Source organism: Collinsella aerofaciens, from assembly GCF_015552075.1.
In the GTDB taxonomy this organism is placed as follows: domain Bacteria; phylum Actinomycetota; class Coriobacteriia; order Coriobacteriales; family Coriobacteriaceae; genus Collinsella; species Collinsella aerofaciens_Y.
The window spans coordinates 1-20,602 of the sequence record NZ_JADNDZ010000059.1; the positions used below are offsets into that span (position 1 = coordinate 1).

Annotated in this window: 17 protein-coding genes; 10 read left to right on the forward strand and 7 right to left on the reverse strand. The window is 52.6% G+C overall.

Annotated elements, in window-relative coordinates; all coding sequences use genetic code 11:
* Positions 1-90 precede the first annotated feature (90 nt).
* Both I2D41_RS04290 and I2D41_RS04295 read right to left on the reverse strand, forming a co-directional pair.
* On the reverse strand, positions 91-456 hold the full coding sequence (locus I2D41_RS04290; protein WP_195246854.1) for a hypothetical protein: 366 nt from the start codon (positions 454-456) through the stop codon (positions 91-93).
* A gap of 14 nt (positions 457-470) precedes the next feature.
* Positions 471-980, reverse strand: a complete 510-nt coding sequence (locus I2D41_RS04295; protein WP_195246856.1) for a hypothetical protein — start codon at positions 978-980, stop codon at positions 471-473.
* Positions 981-1,457: 477 nt separating this feature from the next.
* On the opposite strand from I2D41_RS04295, the gene I2D41_RS04300 reads away from it, so the two are divergent.
* Positions 1,458-2,102 (forward strand): hypothetical protein, encoded by a 645-nt coding sequence (locus I2D41_RS04300; protein WP_195246858.1) that lies wholly within the window; start codon positions 1,458-1,460, stop codon positions 2,100-2,102.
* Between the two features lies 1 nt (position 2,103).
* Positions 2,104-2,532 carry a hypothetical protein gene (locus I2D41_RS04305; RefSeq protein ID WP_195246860.1) on the forward strand — a complete coding sequence of 143 codons (429 nt, stop codon included), beginning with the start codon at positions 2,104-2,106 and terminating at the stop codon, positions 2,530-2,532.
* A 565-nt stretch (positions 2,533-3,097) separates the two neighbouring features.
* Here I2D41_RS04305 and I2D41_RS04310 read toward each other — a convergent pair.
* Positions 3,098-3,751, reverse strand: a complete 654-nt coding sequence (locus I2D41_RS04310) for a plasmid mobilization protein (protein WP_195246862.1) — start codon at positions 3,749-3,751, stop codon at positions 3,098-3,100.
* An 895-nt stretch (positions 3,752-4,646) separates the two neighbouring features.
* Positions 4,647-5,912, reverse strand: a complete 1,266-nt coding sequence (locus tag I2D41_RS04315) for an ATP-binding protein (RefSeq protein ID WP_195246864.1) — start codon at positions 5,910-5,912, stop codon at positions 4,647-4,649.
* Between the two features lie 857 nt (positions 5,913-6,769).
* Between I2D41_RS04315 and I2D41_RS04320 the strand changes: the two genes are divergently transcribed.
* Genes I2D41_RS04320 through I2D41_RS04335 form a run of 4 tightly spaced genes read left to right on the forward strand, consistent with a single transcriptional unit; the run spans position 6,770 to position 11,843 of the window.
* Positions 6,770-8,434, forward strand: coding sequence for a B12-binding domain-containing radical SAM protein (locus tag I2D41_RS04320; protein WP_195246866.1), 1,665 nt, complete (start codon positions 6,770-6,772; stop codon positions 8,432-8,434).
* A complete protein-coding gene (locus I2D41_RS04325) occupies positions 8,431-9,630 on the forward strand; it encodes an MFS transporter (RefSeq protein ID WP_195246868.1) in 1,200 nt (399 codons plus the stop codon). Before I2D41_RS04320 ends, I2D41_RS04325 begins: the two co-directional genes overlap by 4 nt.
* Positions 9,614-10,855 carry a hypothetical protein gene (locus tag I2D41_RS04330; RefSeq protein ID WP_195246870.1) on the forward strand — a complete coding sequence of 414 codons (1,242 nt, stop codon included), beginning with the start codon at positions 9,614-9,616 and terminating at the stop codon, positions 10,853-10,855. Before I2D41_RS04325 ends, I2D41_RS04330 begins: the two co-directional genes overlap by 17 nt.
* Positions 10,836-11,843 carry a ThiF family adenylyltransferase gene (locus I2D41_RS04335; protein WP_195246872.1) on the forward strand — a complete coding sequence of 336 codons (1,008 nt, stop codon included), beginning with the start codon at positions 10,836-10,838 and terminating at the stop codon, positions 11,841-11,843. The genes I2D41_RS04330 and I2D41_RS04335 overlap by 20 nt, the downstream gene beginning before the upstream one ends.
* Positions 11,844-12,198: 355 nt before the next feature.
* On the opposite strand, the gene I2D41_RS04340 is transcribed toward I2D41_RS04335, so the two are convergent.
* Positions 12,199-13,464, reverse strand: coding sequence for an ATP-binding protein (locus I2D41_RS04340; RefSeq protein WP_195246873.1), 1,266 nt, complete (start codon positions 13,462-13,464; stop codon positions 12,199-12,201).
* Positions 13,465-13,652: 188 nt separating this feature from the next.
* A complete protein-coding gene (locus I2D41_RS04345) occupies positions 13,653-13,889 on the reverse strand; it encodes a helix-turn-helix domain-containing protein (RefSeq protein WP_138113676.1) in 237 nt (78 codons plus the stop codon).
* Positions 13,890-14,013: 124 nt separating this feature from the next.
* On the opposite strand from I2D41_RS04345, the gene I2D41_RS04350 reads away from it, so the two are divergent.
* The gene (locus I2D41_RS04350) at positions 14,014-17,370 is read left to right on the forward strand and encodes a coiled-coil domain-containing protein (RefSeq protein ID WP_195246874.1); all 3,357 of its coding nucleotides are present in this window, start codon (positions 14,014-14,016) and stop codon (positions 17,368-17,370) included.
* Between the two features lie 212 nt (positions 17,371-17,582).
* On the opposite strand, the gene I2D41_RS04355 is transcribed toward I2D41_RS04350, so the two are convergent.
* The gene (locus I2D41_RS04355; protein WP_195246875.1) at positions 17,583-17,807 is read right to left on the reverse strand and encodes a hypothetical protein; all 225 of its coding nucleotides are present in this window, start codon (positions 17,805-17,807) and stop codon (positions 17,583-17,585) included.
* Positions 17,808-17,906: 99 nt separating this feature from the next.
* Between I2D41_RS04355 and I2D41_RS04360 the strand changes: the two genes are divergently transcribed.
* From I2D41_RS04360 to I2D41_RS04370, 3 genes are all read left to right on the forward strand, one after another.
* A complete protein-coding gene (locus tag I2D41_RS04360; protein WP_195246876.1) occupies positions 17,907-18,101 on the forward strand; it encodes an antitoxin in 195 nt (64 codons plus the stop codon).
* 1,109 nt (positions 18,102-19,210) lie between these two features.
* Entirely contained in the window at positions 19,211-19,762 is a 552-nt protein-coding gene (locus I2D41_RS04365; protein WP_195246877.1) for a ParA family protein, read from the forward strand.
* Entirely contained in the window at positions 19,762-20,064 is a 303-nt protein-coding gene (locus tag I2D41_RS04370; protein WP_155086615.1) for a ribbon-helix-helix protein, CopG family, read from the forward strand. Before I2D41_RS04365 ends, I2D41_RS04370 begins: the two co-directional genes overlap by 1 nt.
* Positions 20,065-20,602: the final 538 nt, after the last annotated feature.

The following is a 20,602-nucleotide window of genomic DNA, read 5'->3' on the forward strand; positions in this document are numbered from 1 at the left end:
GCGGGCACGGAATTTAAACGGCTGAAAAAGGGGCATCGACCTGCGCCGATGCCCCTAAAGTAGACACACATTTTGTCCTATAAGCCTCATTTATTTGCGAAGAACATCGGCTAGCCGCAGGATTGAAATCATCGACCGATAAGTGAGTTCCACTTTTTCGCCCGCAAGCAGTCGTTTCGAGCCAATCTCATCTAGCCCCACAAGCCGAGAAAACAGCGAGCCGCTCATCGTGCCCTCGTCAATTGATTCCCTTATGATCTTCAAAACGTCCGTATCATGAAGCGATGCCGAGCTGTAGGGGGCAACACGAGCGGAACTCTCAATTAACGACGAGACAAAAGGGTGGAGATGCTTTGGACATAGTCCATCAAACACCACATCCCCATTGTCGTTCGAGCCGACCAGGCGCCAAGTATAATGATCGACCCAGTCATCTCCGTCATATATGGCGTCCATGAGCAACTTCCCGTTTAGAGAGAGAAGCCTATTTGGACATCGGGGCGCAAGACCGCAATCCATATCGGGCCTGCAGCAGCTCCAACCCAACGCACCACATAGGTTCCCTTTCGTACATGTGTATCAATCTGCCCCGAAATGCCGGTGAATGCAATTCCAGACCCGTTTGTCGGGTAGCAATCGACGTATTTTTGTTTTCCGCTCACAACCTTGTATAGATATATCGTTCCAGCAAAAGAGAAGGGATCGTTCGCAATTTTGTCCGGAAGAACTTGCCACCTCAAAATCCCGCTACCAATATGGTCAAGCTTGACCGTTCCGCCGTCCCCCTCAAAAGTGGCAAGGGGATTTACTCCAGACTGAGAGTCGGCATCGCCCTCCTTAGCGCTTATGAGCAGGCTGCCCGTATAAGACTGCTGAAGTTCACCTTCAGGACAGGCAGCCTCGGCCCAAGAAGGACCACTCAGGCAGAACAGTCCGAGCAACATCATTGCCAATAGAAGAAAACCCTTAGATCTATTCATCTCTATCCCCAACGTCTCTCGACATTTTTATATTGTGACTATTCTAGATCTATATGGCCAATTTGGCCCTCACCATGGCAACTGTTGCAGCCAGGTTTCTTTTCATTAAATTGTCACCTTGGTAAAACGTCGACCCCTAAGCATCAAACCCGAAGTCCACCGAGTGGGCTAAAGTAAAAGAGGGTCGAACCAGAAGCAGTTCCCGGACAATTGGCGTTCGGCCAGACACTTCGGTTCGACCCTTTTTCATGCGCAAAGCACATGTCAAGCCAGACTAATTCTGTGGGTATAGGGTGGCATTTCACTGAAGTCGGAAACTCCCGCAACCATTGATTAATTTCGATATGTCCGAAATTAATATTACGCGCATGGGTAACAAGCGTATATGGGAGCTCTCAAGTAACCGAAGTAACCGAGCCGGGGCAAAAATTGGCAAGAAGGACCCCGGTGAGAAGTTTGGAGGCGAAGATGAGTACAATGGAAAACCTGTTTATTACTCGCAGGTCAATCCTGACGGCAGCCGCATTGGGCGGACTGTCGCTAATCACCCCAAATGGTGCATTTGCTGATGGTTACGATTCTGAAACCGTAGAATTCCTAGCTTTCCCGGATCTGAGTGAATCTGATGTCGAGGCGATTGTGCGTCAACGTGCAGAGCAAGAAGCGGCCCTTATCATAGAAGAGGCGCTGTCATCTGATGATGTTGAGCCCTATGCGACACGCGGGCGCCCAAGCTACAGCACCGTATACGGGAGCGTGCAAACGAAAGCCAGCGGATGGCACGACGTTGCTGGGCAGCCCCCGGGAGGCGTTCACATCGACGGGGGCGGTTCCATAAACGTCCAGCCGTCTGGCGGCGGTTCGGTGAGTGTATCGGTGCCGCTCCCGAATGGTCTCGGAAGCATAGGCGTATCGATACCGCTGGCAAAGCGCAATCTGTCGGCGACTGGGTATTCCATTCACATCGACGGTGCCGGCTTTTGGAAAGCGACGGCGAACGTCGAGCACAAGGTTCAGCCGTTTGTTGTTTACGAGACCGTCAACGGCGTCAAGAAGGTGTACAAAAAAGCAGCGACGAATAACTTCTTCCGTCTTTCCTTAGGCAAGCGAAAAGTAGGATGACATGACGGGCAAGAGCTATGCAAAGATAGCGATTGCTGGCTTTGCACTTTGTCTTGCAATGGTGCTATGTGCATCATTTGCGAGGTATAGGTCCGAGCAATCGTTTATCGATGGCGCTGAAAACGGGTTTGGCATAGACGGGATGTATGTCAGCGATGGCGCGACCAGGCCGTCTATGGCGATTCTTGCGGGCGAAGATATGGAATGGCAAATCTGTAATGCCGATGGCTCTTGCATGAATGGTCGTTTGGCCGCAACGAGCGATCCGAATTCGTTCGATCTTCTCGACAATGATGGAGCGGATTGCGGTTCTGTTCACCTTTCATATGCATCGCGAGACGGGATGGACGGCATTCTCTACGTCTCCCACGAAAATGGCGATTTCAAGATGCGCAGAACTAACCGGGTGCCGGCCTTTATCGAGGAGTGAGAGTTCCCGGCGGCCTGCCGATCAGGCCGCCGGGGTATGAGCCCCGCATTCATCCGTACACACGCGGATGAATGCGGGGAGCGTCCGTATGAAGTTGATAATCGAGGAAACAAAGCCGTCCCAGGCAGGACGGCTTTGGTCTTTAAAGGCCAAGTTTTACCCTAGCCCAAAATGGCCAGAATGGACACCGGAGGAAGAGCGACGATCGTAAGACGGAACTCGGACATAGCGACCACCTCCCCGAAAACTCGGGCAGGGCTTCAGCGCGCCGCCGCGCTGAAGCAATCCTAGCAGAGTCGTCAATCACCACCGGTCAGCTCGTACCCCGCCTCGCGCCAGGGCAGGGCCAAGCTAGCGAGGCGGGGTACGAGCTGACCGCTTTCTGTTTAATGACTGTCAATCTCTTCTGCTATCTCCTTTCACTTTTACTCAGTAGTTATAGCTGAACGTTCTCAGATACATAAAATCATTCCTTCCATTTTCCGAAAGCCGTTTTATGAAATATCAGAAATAGCTAAACGAGTAATTGCACTCACTTCTGAATCTTATCCAATTGCGCTCCGACTTAAAGATTTCTGTTGTCAGGTTCATCTGCCAGATAATCATGTGGAACATAATCGACGTGATAACGCTTTTCAAGCTCCTCGATAAACCGGTCGACCTTTCGAGCGTTTTGGTAAACCTTTTCGAGTGTGCGGAAAACAGCTTTCTCGTTGTACGCGGGAAGCCCCTGGGCGTTCACAAAGTACATCAGCTGATTGAGGTTTGTTCCTTCCTTCAATAACTCATGATGGAGTTTTTCAACTTCCGCGATGTCAAAATTGAATGATTCGATCTTTCCGTAAATTGCGCTGCGGCGAACCAGTTCGCTTGCAGAAATACCGAGCGCCGCCGCACGCTGCTCAATTGCCTTTTTTTCTGGAGCAGTGAGCATTACTTGGAACGGAACACTTCTTTTTTCAGAAATCGGCTCGCCACGTTCATCGGTTTCGCGCGAAGCCCGTGCTCTCCTGTAATCCTCCTGTTGCTTATGGAGGGCCTTTTTCTTCCGATCGAGAACTTGCATTTCATCATCGAGATCATCAAGTGAGATTTCCCGATGAATCAGCACAGATCGAATCAACTCAGCTTCCGTACAACCGGCTTGTTCGCAAAGTTGTTGATAGATCTCTTTCTCTTCAGGAGAAACACGAGCCTTTACGAATTCATTTCGTGCCATTTTCCTACTTTCTCCGGAGTGGCCTCCGGAAAAGTAAGCAAGAAATTGAGGATTGGCATCCGTCACCTCTTGCTATGATTGCCTAATTTTTTAGAAATAGTGAAACCAACACGCAAAAAGCGTGCTGCAGTTCGCTCTTTCCCTTTTCTCCGTGACAGGAGAAAAGCAAGATTCGTAAATCATGATAACAGGGACTACGGGCCCGGTTATCATGATTTACGTACATCTTGCAATCTCCGGAACGGTGATTGGGCGAAACGCAGTGTAGACGTGGAATGAGAGGCCTCATTCCAAGCGAGAGGCCTCGCGGCGTTGTAACTGCGTGAAGACCGTGAGCGGAAGCGAATTTTTAACGCGAAGGATGCTGAGTGTTAGAAATTCGCTGCAGCGAGAGCGGAGCGGTAATGCGAATGCGAGGGATGCCGAGTATTTGCAATATCGCGCAGCGGGTTTGCGGCGCTTGCGACGCAAACATTCGGATTTGCCGAATCGTTTCTCGTAACGCCAGCGAAAAAGTTGAGGCAGCTTTCGACATTTCGATGACGCGAAGAGTCTTTAGTGAGACTCGAAGCGTTGTTGGATTGTCGAAAGGTGACGCGATTCGCTTTGCAGTCCGAATTAACGATTCGATTTTCATGCGGCGGACAAGCCGCCTATGATCGCTCCCTCCGGTCGCTATCGATTTTCAAAACTACCGTTTTGTTTTGAATCGATTCGAAATCCGAAATGAAAAACGAGGCGAAAAAACGAAACGCCCGCGCGAGTCGTTTTGACTTTTGCGCGGGCGCGATTCGAATCAAATGAAAACCAAGGCGATGAGATTTTGAGTTTCGCGTTTTAGATCTCAGAAACCAGGTCTAAGAACTGCGGCGTTAATTTCACTTCGCCCACAGCATTACGGCGCGAGCACATCCAACGGAACAACTTGGACGCCGCGGTCGGTAACATAGGCTTGTGCACCAAATCCAATGATTGCAACTTTCGAAACCGGCGGGTTGTTTCCAGCGGCAACCATACGTTCCTCGACAGCAACAAGATTGTCAGACGCCTCTTCGATTTGAGCAGAGCTGAGTTTAACTTCAACCGGGATCCATGTCCCACCAGGAGCCGCAATGACTGCATCGACTTCTAGATCACGAGAATCGTGATAGTGATAGAGGCTCATTCCGTTTGCTCGCGCATAAACCCACAAATCATGAAGCGCCAACGATTCAAAAAGTAGTCCAAGCGTCTTGAAATCTAACAGCAAGGTCTCCGGAGTCGCCCCGAGTGCAGCGGCCGCTAGCGACGGGTCAGCAAGATGATGCTTCTTTGCTTCTCTTAGGTGCACAGGAGATCTCATTGCTGGATTCCACGCGGGAATATCGCGAACGAAGCTGACCCGTGCGAGAAGAGATATATACGATGCCGCCGTTTGTCTCGACACCTCTCCACCAAGGTCGGCCACAAGCGTCTTGAGTGTCGCCAGAGTGGATTCATTACGCGCAAGCGATTCGATAACAGCTTTGACCTTTTCAGGATCACGTCGAGAGCCATCAACACGAGACAAATCTTCTTCGGCAACTATGCCGATATAACGTTTTGCCATCGCCGATGCAGCCAGCACATCGCGCCCGACCGCCGCGGGCCATCCGCCGCGAACAACGCACTCGGCAATCGAGGCAGAATCCAACGATCCGAAAGCGCCATTGAACTTTTCGCCAGAAATAATGCTCGATAGCTTAACCGCACCGCTAGATTTCCCAAGTTCGAAAAGCGTCATGGTGTCCATGCGCAATTTAGCGAACCTTCCAGCGCCACTGTGCATCGGCCGTTCATTGTCTCGCGGCGTCGCCGACCCCGTAAATATGAACTGGCCAGGCTCGCCGCCGCGGTTGTCGCACTCAAACCGTGCCGCGTCCCAAAGTTTCGGGACCTCCTGCCATTCGTCGATCAGCCGCGGCACCTCACCGGAAACGGCAAGCGCCGGGTCCGTCTCGGCACGCAGACGATTCTCGAAGTTGCGCGACGGATCCATGAGAAGGAGCCTGGACGCCGCACGGGTCCCGGCTGTGGTTGTCTTTCCACACCATTTCGGTCCTTCGATGAGAACGGCACCGAATATCCCTAGCATCTGGTCGAGCTCAGTTTCGATAATTCTAGTGTAGTACTTTTTTGGCATATTTTTCACCATTGTTTACCAGCGCGTTTAACTAAATTTACTGTTTTCATTTAACCAAATTTTGCTTTTTCGATTAACCAGATTTTCATATTTCAGTTAACGAAACAGATTAAACATGACGAGTCAAGCCACAACAGGCTCGCGTCGTACTGCGGCCTGGCGCCGTGCAACCGCCAGGCGGGGACCTCGATCTCCTCGGTGACGGCATCATCATGTGTGGGCATCTGGGCAGACGCGGGTCCTTGTGCCCTTTTATTGCTAGCGCTCCATCTGCAGCACTGCCGCATGATGGTCTCTCCCATGTCGGCCCAGATCGCGTCTATATGAAACCTCCTCGTTCAGTCGACCGCATGGCGGCGCGAGTGCAACGGGGTGCCTGGAGATGCATTTAATAGCGGTGCCTGACGGCAATATTCGGTCGGGAAGACAGCGGTGCTGATTCGCAATACAGGTGGTGTCGAAAGGGCCTAGGACTCATGTGATTGCATAAGCCGCAACAGTGCTGAAAAGGCTAACTGCTTTTGTTCGTGCGTTGGCATCATATTCATAAAAACAACTGATCCCGACGTTGAATCTAAAATCATCGTTTAGCATTGAGCCTGGCTGTTTCCGGAAAGCCACTAGTCTTTTTGTTAACTCGTACATGAAAAGGAGGTGACGAAAATGGAGAAGGAGGAAATCGAGCAGACCAGCAATAAATCGGCTTCCGACATCGAGATCACTGTTGAAGAACTTCTGGACTTCGGCATTGATGTTGATCAGGTTATACAGCGCCGCTGCTAAGGTCTGAGAACACAATCGCCTCCGTTTAATGTGACGGAGGCGATTCCTATTCGCCCGAAAGAAAGGAACTCAAGTTGAAGGTTGATTTCACTCTGATCAATCCGGTGAATCACTACAGGAAGACCCTTGTTGATAATCTGGCTATCTTGAATCTAAGGGCCGTTTCTGAAGCAGCGGGATTTTCAACTCACGTTATTGACTTTCAACGCAAGTTCCTCGAAGAGGAAAAGACTTTTTCAAAAGAAATCTATCGGTGGTTCTCCGACGAAATAAAAGCAATCGAATCCCCTGTTTTTGGTGTTTCGATCATGAACGCCTCTTATATCTGGGGCATCATGATAGCGAAGATCATTAAACGGGTGCACCCCGAATCGGTTATTATTTTTGGTGGTCCCCAGATCACTTCACTTCGAGAAATGGTTTTTCAGGATTGTCCCGAGGTTGACTTTCTATTGATCTTTGATGGGGAAGAAACCCTCCCGCTTCTACTCGAATATATTGCTTGCGGCGCTCAGGGCGATTTACCTAAAAATTCGATTTCTAAAACCGGGGATTCTGGATTATGCGAGTTGGTTGAATACGACATTAACAACCTTCCGGAACTCGACTACTCCAATTCATACGGCATGAACGTGGTCAACATTGAGGCAGGTAGAGGTTGCCCGTTTAATTGCTACTATTGCTCATCCCGAGTGCTTCTCGGTCAGAAAGCGCGATTTCTTAATGTCGACAAACTGCTCGAAACCTCGCAGCATGTCTACGATTGCATGGCAAAAACCGGCACTCTTTCTTCAATTAACTATAATCATGATAACTTTTTAGCATCGCACAAGTACTTCTTTGAATTTGCAGTCAAAAAATATGCAATGGATTATGATTTCAAATACAACTGTGAGGGACGAATCGATACGATAACTCCCGAGATCATTGGCCTACTTAAGGCAACCGGATGTATCTCCGTATTTGTTGGCTTGGAAACTGGCTCGCAAAGAATGCAGCGAATCTGCCGGAAGAACTTGAATCTTAAAAAAGTAGTTCCTACGGTAAAATCCATCATTTCTTCTGGCTTGAGATTCGAAACCAATTTTATCATCGGTTTTCCAGAAGAAACATATTCCGAAGTACTCGATACCCTTGCCCTTGCTCAAGAAGTCGCGTCGACCAGTTTTATGTCAAACGTTGACTTTTCCTATATGAGCCCAGAGCCTCTTACTGATGTTGCTCAAGGGTTGAATGAGGATGATTATATCATCGTAAAAGAATCTCAGTATTACTTAGATTTACTTGCTGCCGGAATTGACCCGAACAGCCTGTCACCTCTTCATTTCAATCATCTATACACAGTCAGGAATGAAAATTACGACATTCTTGACGTGCTCGCGCGTGCTGATACGTATTTTGATTTGATAAACCATTTCAAATTCGCAACCTACCTTATGATTCATCGAGATGGTAAAAGCATTGAAGATATTTTTGAAATGTGTCGCGATCGTGATGCATTTGCCGTTGCAGAAAGCTATACGGCAACTCTAGATCAAGCTGGGGTGTATTATGCGGTTTCTTGTTTCGAAATCGACCGGCTGGCAATAGTTCGTCGAGAAGAAAGAGCGCAGGATGTCCTATTCTATCGATACCCTGTTCAAAAGCTTTATCAGCTCTTCATTGAGACTATGAATATTTCAGGCTTCGAATCAGTGGCGAGCACCCCGACAAAAATAGTCGTTAGGAGTGCCAAATGAATAAGGATGCCACTGCGCAGCTGCACATCTATTCCGCCTTTTTCGTTCTCGCGGGATTTGTTTTAAATCGGGGAGTGTTTCTACTTTTCCTTGCGGAGAAAGGAATGTCTGTCACGGAAATCGCGCTTTATCAAGCCCTGTTCAACATCGCAACGGTCGTCCTCGAGCTACCAACAGGGCTGGTAGGCGATTTCTTTGGAAAGAAGTTTTCGATTCAAGTGGGCGTGCTGCTGCTTTTCTTCCATACAGCTGGCATGCTGTTGCTTTCAGGCCCTTTTCTCGTCGTGCTTTCCCTTGTTGAGGCACTCGCCTACTCCCTTCAATCGGGATCAGAACAAGCACTTTTATATGAAATTGTCCGAAACTCCGGTCAAGAAGAGCGCTTTCTCACCATCAATGCTCGGCTGCTTGCCGCGCAATCAATCGCGACGGGAGCGGCAATCGTACTCGGATCTTTCATTGCCCAAGTATCTTGGAGTGCCCTCTACGTATGCGTCTCCGTTTTCTATCTTCTACAGCTTTCCCTTCTGTATCCCATTGAGAGGACGGAAACGACCCGTTCTGAAAGCTCTGGGGAGGAAAGGTTTGACGTAGCCAAGATCTTCAGACGCGAAACCTGGTGCGTTGGAGAATCCGCTTTTGCTATATTGCTTCTCCTAATCGGCACAAGCATGCTCGACGGATTCTACGGGAGTTATTACAACTTGAATCAGTTGGTATTCGATGCGTTTCATGCTCCCGTCTCCATAATAGGAATCTTTTTCGGTGCATCCTATGCAGTAAATGCAACGGCCTACATTGCAGCAGATTTCTTCTCATCGCGTTTCGGGAAAAGAAATACCATGCTCGGCTCGATGCTAATCGAGGCTGGCCTTTTCTTGATTCTTCCGTGGCTCGCTTCAAATCCTCTGTGCTTGTTTGGCCTTAGCATGGTGCTTTGTTTCCTCCCAGAAGTGGTGTACATCACTTCGGAAAACTTAATCCAAGACGGGATAGCGGACGATCTCCGCGCGACGATTCTTTCCGCCGCATCTCTGGTAAGGGCCCTCTTTTCCGCAATGTTTTTCTCCGTATTTGGATATGTGCTGGGGTTATACCCCATTCAGATGGCGCTCGGTATTATTGGTTCAATCGCGATAGCGATTACCGCCGTTGTTTCATTAAAAATTGGTGGAATACATGCCTTCAAGAATTGATATATCGATTGACGAGCTGCCCGAAGCGTCAAGTCTTCTTGATGGACATGACTATTCGTCACAAATCATTCAGCGTATCGCCGGGGTTCCAGTAATACTCGATGTATCGGGATGCCCTCATTCCCCTTTTTTCGAAGTTGAATATGATGACAGGACGATTAGGATTACAAATCGACATGATAATGAGCATATCGTCGAGTTGGGGAGGAAGCTTGACTACGTCCATCACAATTGCAGCGGCTTTCTAAAGACTTTCTTTTTGAGAATAGACGTAATTGATGGTCACTGCTATACGCTAAGCAATCATGCAAAGTCGCTGTCCATTACATTCCAGACTGGAGGAAGGGTAGGACCATTTTTACATCTCCTCTCTTCTCACTATTTTTGTGTCAATGATTTTTCCGTTACGCAAATCGGAAGGCAGGAAGTCAAACTGAGCAGCGATGCGTGCACTCAGACTATGACGATAAAGCGCATCGAGAATAGATGGATTGACGTCTTGTGTTTTCTTCTCGGAAGAACCATGGCAAGCTGTAATACAAACATGCCCTTATTAATTGAGCGCTATTGCAAGAGCGCGCGGCTGCACCATGGATTATCTGGCATAGAGGCTTTTATCGTTTTTTCAAACAAGCACTCTCCCTATTTCGCTGACGAAGAAGGACGTAGGAACATCCTCTCTCTCATTGACACAGAGGCAATCAGAAGACTTCTGTCGCCGAAACTGAAAGACCCTTCCTTCGATTACGGCGTGAATAAATCCGATGAACAAAGAGAGATGGCTGCGAAATTATCAATTTCATGCGACAAATACTACCCCAATAAAAAGATTGTAAAACTTATAGCGCTTCAATTATCATCGTCAGGCAGGTATTATCCAAAGCTCATGTCGAGTGATTATTTCTCTCCTCAATCGGATCGGGCGGATGTGCACCTGCTTTTAATTCCGAATACTTTCAATGACCCTATTTTTATCTACTATCAACTCGCACTACTGACGGGCTTGGGCAACCGAATGCGTCTCCAAAAGTATTTATCGGTTTTGAGCAGGTATTTTTCTGGCATGATTTCGCGCCAGGCGTTTAACGAGAGAGCCGTCGAACTGTTTGGCGAGGCTGCGTGTTTTCTGCCGATCGGACGACTCTCCAGCGCCTTCTTCATGCGAAACACTTTTCCAGAAGAAGGCTTGAGGGAAAGGATATTAAATGTTCTATTGGAACGATAGTGCTTATATCAGGAGAGATTCCAACGAACTTATATTGCAAGGATTAAAATCGCGAGTGAGGGTCAAAATCTCTGATTTGAGTACGAATCTTTTTGAACAGCTCGCCAAACAAAATATGATAGATGAGACGAACCTTGAAGCTCGCGAGCAACGATTCTTGCTAAGGCTCAACGAACTTGGTTTTCTAGAAACTGAAGAATACGAGCTAGAATCACCCCGCTCGAGGACAGCTCGCTTTTTGTCTTATTATTCCGACGCTCCGCTGACATTACTTAAGCAAATCGGTGCCGTTCATCTTGCCATCGTTGGTATGGGCGGCATAGGGCAGGTGGTGGTGGAGCATTTGGCTGCTGCTGGAGTTCGGCATTTTACATTAATCGACGGGGATCGAGTTGAGAGGTCAAACGTAAATCGTCAGTTTCTTGTTGGTCCCGACGAAATAGGAGAAGCAAAAGTAGAGGCAGTTTCCAAAACACTTGTCAATCGCTATCCGGATCTTTCGCTTAATCCAGTTGCGTCTTACGTCCGCTCTGCCGAAGATCTCATGCGTTGCGTTCCTTCGAGGACTTCAATGCTTGTTTGCGCAGCAGACTGTGGGGAAGGGGTCAATCCCAGATCAATAGTTCTTGAAGCATGTATAGAAAAGGACATTCCCTGTGCATTTTGTGCTGTTGGAGTAGCTGATGGGGAAATTGGGCCTATTCTCGAAAAGAAGAACGATATGAAATCCTATCTCTCTTTCCTCCAGCAAGCCGAAGAAAACATAGTCCACATGCCCGTGCCAAAGGGTTCAATTTGTTTTACGAACACTCTCGTGGGAACTGCGCTGGCAATGGAGATATACCGATATCTTTGTATAGGATCGAGCCCCATGCATCAACATACATGCTTCTGCTCCTTCATGAACTTTAAGGGCTTGATGTACAAGAGGGTAGGCAGCGAGAATGATACGAATTCTGTAAAAAATCCCTGTGAAGCATTGGCTTGAAAAAACCTTGTTCTTCGCCCGTAGGAATGGCAGAAGGCTCGAAAATATGGAAAGCAACAGATAAAGAAAGGGATTAAACGTTGGGGCTCTATAACAAAAAGGGGCGCTGTTTTTCTACCTTGGTGTCGGTTTTGAGTACTGAACATAGTTAGTACTGTCGTTCTACAAGAACGGTACTGCCTCTCCGCGCAAGGCGGTCCCGGCTTTCCACTACACGGATGCCGACGCCAGCTCCAGCGCGATCGCGTCGAAAATGTTGGTGTAATGGTGGCACCCTAACGTCCGTTTAACGAAGAACCAGGCGATGAGATTTTGAGCTTCAGGCTTTAGATCTCAGAATAGCGATGCGCTGTTTTTAGACACCAAGCGTATCGACCGGAGCGATAACGATGCCTTCGCTAGTTACGTGAGCCGGCATACCAAACCCGATGACGATGAGTTTCGCCGCAGGCGGCCTCTCCCCGCGATCGACCAGCTTTCGCTCAAGTCGAAGCAGATTTTCCACTGCCTCTGGGACTTGGGGGCTCCCGAGCTTAACCTCAACGGCAACCCACGAGCCGTCACGACGATGGACAATCGCGTCGACCTCTAGGTCGTCAGCGTCGTGGTAGTGAGATACGGTCGCATCGCTGGCCGCCGCGTAAACCTTGAGATCGTGCAGCACAAGGGATTCGAAGAGCAAGCCAAGGGTCTTCGGATCGGATGACAACGACTCCGGATCCGCACCGATGAGGGCGACGGCGAGCGATGAGTCCGCGAGGTGCCGCTTCGCGCCCTGCCGCAACTTCACCGGCGACCTGAGAGCCGGATGCCACGCGGGGACATCGTCGACGATATTGATACGGCGCAGCGCGTCCATGTAGCCGGTAATCGTATTCTTTGAGACGTCAACGCCCAAATCCCTTTCGATGGACCTCATGCCGGCAAGAGTCGATTCATTGCGTGCAAGCGACGAGAGCAAGGCCCTTACCTTAACCGGGTCACGTTTCACTCCATCCGCCCTCGAAACGTCAGACTCGCAAACACCGTCAATATAGGCGGCGGCTATCCGCATTGCGTCGGCAGTTGTCTTACCGACCGCTTGGGGCCAACCGCCGCGGCAGAGCAAATCCGCGATACCGGCGATACCGGCGATGGATCCGAGTGACGCCGCAACGGAATCGCCATCGAGCAACGCACCAAGCGAGACCGCTCCCGACGAAATACCGAGCTCGAAAAGCGTCATGGTATCCATCCGCAAATGGGCGATTCGACCCACACCGCTGTGCATCGGCTGGTTCTCGGCTCGCGGCGTCGCAGATCCGGTGAGAATGAACTGTCCTGGCTCCCCTCCCCTGACATCGCATTCGAATCGCACGGCATCCCATAGCTTCGGTTCTTCCTGCCATTCGTCGACAAGCCTCGGGGTCGGTCCGACAATTGCTTGGGCCGGATCGAGACGAGCGAGCTGGAGGGCCGCAAAACCGCCAGATGGGTCGGAGAGAGATAACGATGACTCGGCAAATCTCTGAGCTGTCGTTGTCTTTCCACACCATTTCGGCCCCTGAATGAGCACTGCACCAAAAATGCCAAGGTCGCGCTCGACCAAGCAGTCAACACAACGTCCTATATACCTATCCATCGGCTTTCCCTCCAATCATTCATTTGAAATTATAGCGTCTATCTGCGTCGTTGGGACAAATAACGATTACTTATTGGGACGATTGACGGTAATTTATTGGGACGATTGACGATAGTTCGTTGGGACGATTTCCATTTTCTTAAGGCACTAATCAACGAGACCCACTGTGAACTATGAGACGGATAAATTTAGCTGACGCCTCTCATGAGTTCAGCAATGCTGATTTGAAATCCGTCGGCAATCTTCTTGAGATTTGAGAGGCTGACATTACGCCGCCCGACTTCAATGCTCGCGTAGTAGGATCGATCCATTTCAATCAAATTGGCGAACTGCTCCTGGCTGCACCCGAGTCCAGCGCGGAGCTCTTTGCATCTCATGCCGAATGATTTCTGAAGCGTCTTCGTATCCATGACAAAAAGAGTCATGGATTGTTGTATTTATGCCAACGGACTATATACAACAATCCCAGTTAAGGCGCATAATCATCTCTATTGGAAAGCACTCTGATGCCCAGTCGGATAGGGCACGGAAAAGGAATGGAACAGCACAATGACTCAGGGAAAGCATTTCGCTGCCGGTGGCGATCACTTCGCCGCACTGCCAAGCAAAAAGATTCACACTCCGAAGGGGATCGCGCGTCTAACCGTCACCGCGGCGACCATGGCCGCCATGACCGGATCGAGCCTCATCTCACCGTTCACGGCATTCGCCCAGACCGGTGACGGGGGCACACAGCACCCCGCCGTGATGTCGCCGATCGCCGCCCACGCCGGCGCGGCATCCGGTACCGGCGCGAAATCCGCCGCACAGACCATCGCGGACCTGCAGAAGGCGGTCGACGAGGCGAAGGCGAAGGAGGACGCCGCCAAGGCATCCTACGATGAGGCCGCCGGTCCCTACAACGAGGCGGCTTCCGCCCGCGACCAGGCCAAGGCATCCTACGATTCGGCAGTCAGCGCCGGCGCGGCAGCCGACCGAGCGGCAATGGACGAGTACGCCCGTCAGGTCGCGGAGGGCAAGGACGCCGCCGATGCCGCCGGCAAGGACCTCGAGCAGGCGAAGGCAGGTCTCGCAGACGCCAAGGCGGATGCATCCGAGAAGGACGAAGCGTACCAGTCCGCCCTCAAGGCGGCCCAAGATGCCAAGGACGCCCTCGATAAAGCCAAGGCCGATGCCGTAGGCGCCACCCCGGAGGCTATCCGTGACGCCGAGCAGGCCGTGCGCGACGCCACGGATGCCGTGAGCAGGGCACAGGCCGAACTTGACAACGCCAACGCGACGCTTGCCGATGCCCAGTCCAAGCTGGTTGCGGCCCAGTCTGCAAAAGATTCCGCAGATACCGTCCTCGCCGCAGCCCAGCAGAACAAGGACACGGCGGATGCGAAGGCCGCAGCCGCCAGCGCCGCCTACGAGCAGGCGAAAGCCGACCTCGCCGCAGCGGAGGCCGGTGCCAGCGGTCCGGAGTACGATGCAGCAAAACAGAAGGTCGCGGACGCAGAGGCAACCCTCGCCGCCGCACGAGCGGCACAGTCCCAGTGCGAGTCCGAGCTCGAGCAGGTGCAGTCCGCCGCGGCAACGGCACAGACCGAGCTAAATGATGCCCAGGCATCCCTCTCTGCGAAGCAGCAGGCCGCGGTCGATGCCGCGTCCGGCGTGAACGACGCCCAGTCCGCACTCGATGCCGCGAACTCCGACCTCGATGCGGCCAAGCAGGCGAACGCCGATGCCATCGCCAAGCTGGACGCCGCGAAGCAGGCTGTCAAGGACGCTGAGTCCGCCAAGGCAGCCGCCGACGAAGAGCTTGCGAACGCCAAGACCGCAAAGGATACCGCAGACGCCGCCGTGACCGCCGCGCAGCAGAAGGTCGACGAGGCACAGGCGAAACTCGATTCCGCCGACGCGCAACTCAAGCAGGGAGCCATCGGCTTCTTCCGTGCCATGGGTGCCGATGACGCAGTCAACATCATCCTGAACGCCAAATATGTCGGAAAGACCGAAGTCGGCAACTCCAAGGACGCCACGTCCCTTGATAACATGCTCAATGCGATCAGGTGGATGAAGTCCGTCAACGACTACCGCAAGTCGGTCGGCCTGTCCGAGCTCCAGGTCACCTACAAGCTCATCGCCGGAGCCATTGCGGATGCCAACTACAGTGACACTGTGCTCGATCATGCCCGTCAATATGATTTTGCCGAAAACCTGGCATGGAATTACGGAATCGATCCGAGTGGGCAGTGGATCGAGCAGGAGAAGGGCTTTTTCGACAAGGCAACGGAGGCCCTTTATGGAGTCACCGGTCTTGTCGGCAAGGATGCCTATGATTTCTATGCAAAGAACGGTGTCGCAATCAACCATTGGATTGCAGACAACTGCCACTGGGAGAACGGCAGTAGCGGCACCGTCGGCCATTACATGAACATCATCAATCCCGAACTCGCCGTTATGGGAATGGCAACCTGCACCAAGGGCACCATGTCCGGGCTTCAGACGCAGTGCTACACCGCAGAGATCTCCGGCTGGTCCGGCTCCGGTTGGAACACGAACCCCATCTCCGTCGACGAGTACGAGCAGAAGCTGACCTCCTATATCAACGGCCTCAAGAACGCCAAGAGCGCACTCGACGCAGCCAAGGCCGATCTCGCATCCAAGAAGCAGGCAGCCGCCGGCGCCGCCACAACCGTCCAGCAGAAGCAGGTCGCGGTGGATTCCGCGCAGGACGATGTCGATGCCGCGAAGCAGGACGTCACCGATGCCCAGCGTGCCGTCGATGCCGCCAAGGCTGATGTCGCCGCCAAGCAGCAGGGCGTCACCGATGCCCAGACCGAGCTTGATGCGGCGAAATCGGACCTCGATGCCGCCAACGCGGCAGTCGATACGGCAAAGTCGACCGTCCAGCAGAAGCAGGTTGTTTTTGATGCTGCCAACGCAGCCGTAACGACCGTACAATCTAAGTTGGATGCCGCAAAGGCCGACACCTCTGCCAAGCAGCAGAGCGTTGCCGATGCGAACGCCGATCTCGCGAAGTTCTTCCAGGACGTCGCCGACGCCAAGAAGGCGCTCGATACAGCAAAGAGCGTCCATGACTCGGCGGTAGCCGATCAGACCGAGAAAGCGACCGTCCTCGCCGCCGCCGAGCAAAAGGCGGACGCCACCGCACGCGCCCTCGCGGATGCCCAGCGTGCCGTCGATGCCGCGAAGGCCGACACCGGCGTTGCCGCCAACAAGCTCACCGGCTCCCAGACCGATCTCGAGGACTCACAGTCGAACCTCGACATCCTCACCGGCCTTGCCGCGAAGCTCGCAGAGGCACAGCAGCGCGAGCAGGATGCAGTAAAGGCCGTCAATGACACCAAGGCCGAACTCGACGCGGCAAAGGCTGACGCCATCGCCGCCGAGTCCCTGGTCTCCGCCGCCGAGCAGGCGAAGGTGCAGGCAGACGCCAAGCTGTCGAAGCTGAACTCCATCGATGCCGACGCGGCGATCGCTTCCGGCCATGACGAGAACGCAGATGCAGCCCTCAACGCGCTTTTCGCCGCAGCAGTCGAGGCGCGTGCCAAGGTCACGCCTGCCAAGACCATCCTGGACGAGAAGCAGGCCGTAGTGGACGGGCTCCAGCCCGGCTATGATGCGGCACTCGCCGCCTACGAGCAGGCGAAGTCCGACCATATCGCAGCGGAGCAGGAGCTTTCCGACGAGATCGCCCGACAGGAGGCGGAGGAGGCCGCAAAGAAGCAGGCGGCATACAGCCCGAAGCACCTCGCCAACACGGAGACCGCCAAGCCCGGCAGCCTCGCCCAGACCGGTGACCGCGCGAACCTCATCGGCGAGACGTTCGCCATCGGCGGCACCGTCCTTGTGGCAGCCGGCGTCTTCCTCGATCGGAAGAAGCGCCGCGAGCAGGTCTAAGGGCAAATCGCATAACGACTCGGAAAGGGGAATCCCGCAAAAGGGATTCCCCTTTTTTTCCTTTCGTCAGTCACGGTTCGTTGAGGCGGCTTCAGCTTAAGGGCCACAGATTAAACCGATCTACAACTGTGACCATATGACTGTACGCACATGTTAGCATAGTCATATGGTCACCTATTTACAGCTGCGATTATGCTGCGACAACTCAACCGTTAGCGCTTATTAAACAGCCGATCAAATCCTGGTTTGCCCAGTGTTTGGCGCATCTGCCCCACCTGAATCTCCGTCTCCACGCCATCCTTGCCGAAGACGTTGCTCATATTCTTAGCAGTCGGGATGACCGTCTTCACCTCACCCGTCGTTAGGTCGAAGCGCTGGCATCCGACCTGGTCCTCAAGATGGATCTGACCATCGGATCCAAAGACATTCTGGTGCATGTCTGCCTCCTCGCAAGAAACTGTCGATCCCAAGATAACAGACGGGCGAATCCGGCGCAGCAGACGCTCGATAATACATGGCCATGTTAATGTAGTCATATGCTCACGTATTACAAGCTGGGACCTTATGTATTAGAGCTCGAATCGCCTCGCCGCGTCACCATGAACACCGACGGCGAGAACATCGACTACTTCAAGGCGGAGGCCGCCCGCACGGACGTCCCCTATCAGGTCATCATCAACATGTACCTGACGGAGTCCCGCATGCAGAAGAGGCACCTCGCGGTCGCGTAATACAAATAGGTAAGATCCCACGCGCGTCACGCCTCGGCGCAATCGGAGCGCCGTCTGCGGCGCGAGGCGGAATACGACCGGGCGACCCGGGCAATCTGGTCCCGGCTCTCCCGGTCGTATTCCTACGATATCGCCCCTAGATCACCAATGTGTCAGATAAAGAATGAGGCAATGGCTGTGACCACGCATACGGCAGATGCGGCGACTGCGCCTTTTTTCCTCTCCTTTAGTCCGACGAATAGGGTTGCCGTAAAGTAAAGGGCGGAAATGCAGGATATGGCAAGCGAAACGAGTTCCTTGGGCGGTTTCAGCAAAAGGTCGCTAGCAAAGAGTAATGCAAGCAGGGCAAAGCCGATTGTGGCCAAGTATCTCGATTGATTTTGCGACAGCATGGCAACTGCCTTTTAGAACATGTAAGTGAAAAGTCGGTACGATGTCATTGCGGTTGCAAACAAGCCGCTGCCAGGACCGGTTGTCACGAGACCGGCGATAACGCATTTTCTCGGTTTCCAGCTCATGACAGACCCCTCTCTCATGGTGAAACGCATACATTATGAGATATGCACATTATCTCGCTAATTAATTTCAATATCCATCATCTAACACTAAAGGATACTGACTCACTGGTTCAGCGACGATGCGTTTTTACCCTTGTGTTCCCACTCGCGTAACCGCCTCGCCGCGTCGGCGGTCGGAAGGGTCTCCGTCTCGCAATCAGCGACCTTGTAACCGTATCTGTCGAGCCAGGCAGCAAGTGCATCCCAATCGACGCGCTTCCAGTCGCCGCCCGGCGCGTGCTGCATCACGAGGCCTCCGGCGACCACGAGCCCGTGGATATGCTCTCCTTGCAGGCCTGCGATGATTCCGCCGGTGCATACGATGCTAGGTCGCTGTGCCGGCACTGCGCAAACGTATTGGCCTTTGTGCCCCTTTTGGCAACTTTAGCATGACTATAGGTTAAACCAACCCACAGTCATGAGCACGGTAGCGTAGTACTATACTAATTGCTTAACATGCTCATATATTTTTACCTGCGATTTATAATCGCTTAATATAGTCACATGTTAATGTGATAATATATGACTATGCTATTTCAGAAAGGGGAGGACATGGCGACGAACATCCTGCTAGTCAATCAGAAGGGCGGCGTCGGCAAGACGACGTTCGCCGACGAGATCGCCTGGGGTCTCGAGCGCCGCGGCCACAAAGTCGGATTCGGCAATCTCGACCCTCAGGGCGGCGCGAACCACGAGAAGAACCTGCTCGACGACGAGAACGCCGTAAACGTCATCGACACGCCAGGTTTCCTGAGTGACGAGACGGCCACGTACGCGAAAAACGCCGACATCGCGATCATCCCGGTCCAGCCAGGCACCCTCGGCCTAAAGCCGATGAAACGCACGATCAAGGTCATCACCGAGGCCAATCCCGATTTGTCCTTCGCAATCATCGTCAACAACTTCGCGGCAAACCAGACGGTCGACCGCCAGTTCCTCGAACTACTCGAAGCCGATGACTTGCCCGTGCTGGGCACCGTTCCGACCGCAGCGGCCTTCAAGCAGGGCGCGGCCCTGGGCAAGCCCGTGTACGAAATCGCGAAGAGCGGCAAGGCAGCCCTGGCAATCGAAAACATCCTGGACGAGATCGAGGGGGTCCTGTAATGGCCGGAAAGTTCAAGAAATCGACCTCCTACTTCGACGTCGCCGCGGAGAAGGCCGAGGAGAGGCAGCAGAAAATCGTTGAGAGCGCATCTGAGTCCCAGAAACCGGCTCCGCAGGTACGGAAAGCCGGGCGCCCCAAAAAAGGCGCTGAAGGGGCATCTGAGAGGCTTGTACAGCTGTCTGTCTACGTTCCCGAGAGCTATCGCAAGCGCTTGAAGCAGGCCGCACTCGAGGAGGACAAGTCCGTTTCCGACATCGCACGTGAGCTGTTCGACGAGTACCTTGCCGAAAACGGGTTTTAACGAAGAGAACGACGTAACGTTCTTAACGTTGTGACAAAATGGAAGCCCAAGAGGATCAGGACAGGGGTATCGAAAGGTGCTCCTGTCTCTTTTTAGGACACTGAGAGCCGATTTAAGACCTCGTTTTATATAGCAATGAGAAAACGGTCAAACCCCACCAATAAGTCGTCCTATTTTCAATTCTGTGACCTTCTAGCGGTATTCTGTGCAAGGTTGACTGAATACCGGTATCCCGATCGACCGGGAATCGGATTCGGCATTCATTGCCGAATTGGACGGGTTGCGACTGAGTGCGATAGGTCGCCCGGGGAGCCGAAGGCGACGCCGGCGCCGGGGATTGGCGAGAACGTGGGTGGGGAGTTGGGGCGGAGCCCCCACATTTTTGGCCGAAGGCCATGCCAAGGAGCCGCAGGCGACGCGGAGCGTGCGCAAGCGCGCGGAGGGCAAGGAGGCGCAGCCGACGCGCAGGGAGCCGAAGACGACCGGAGTGCGAGCGTAGCGAGCGCCAAGGAGCCACAGGCGACGCGGAGTGCGAGCG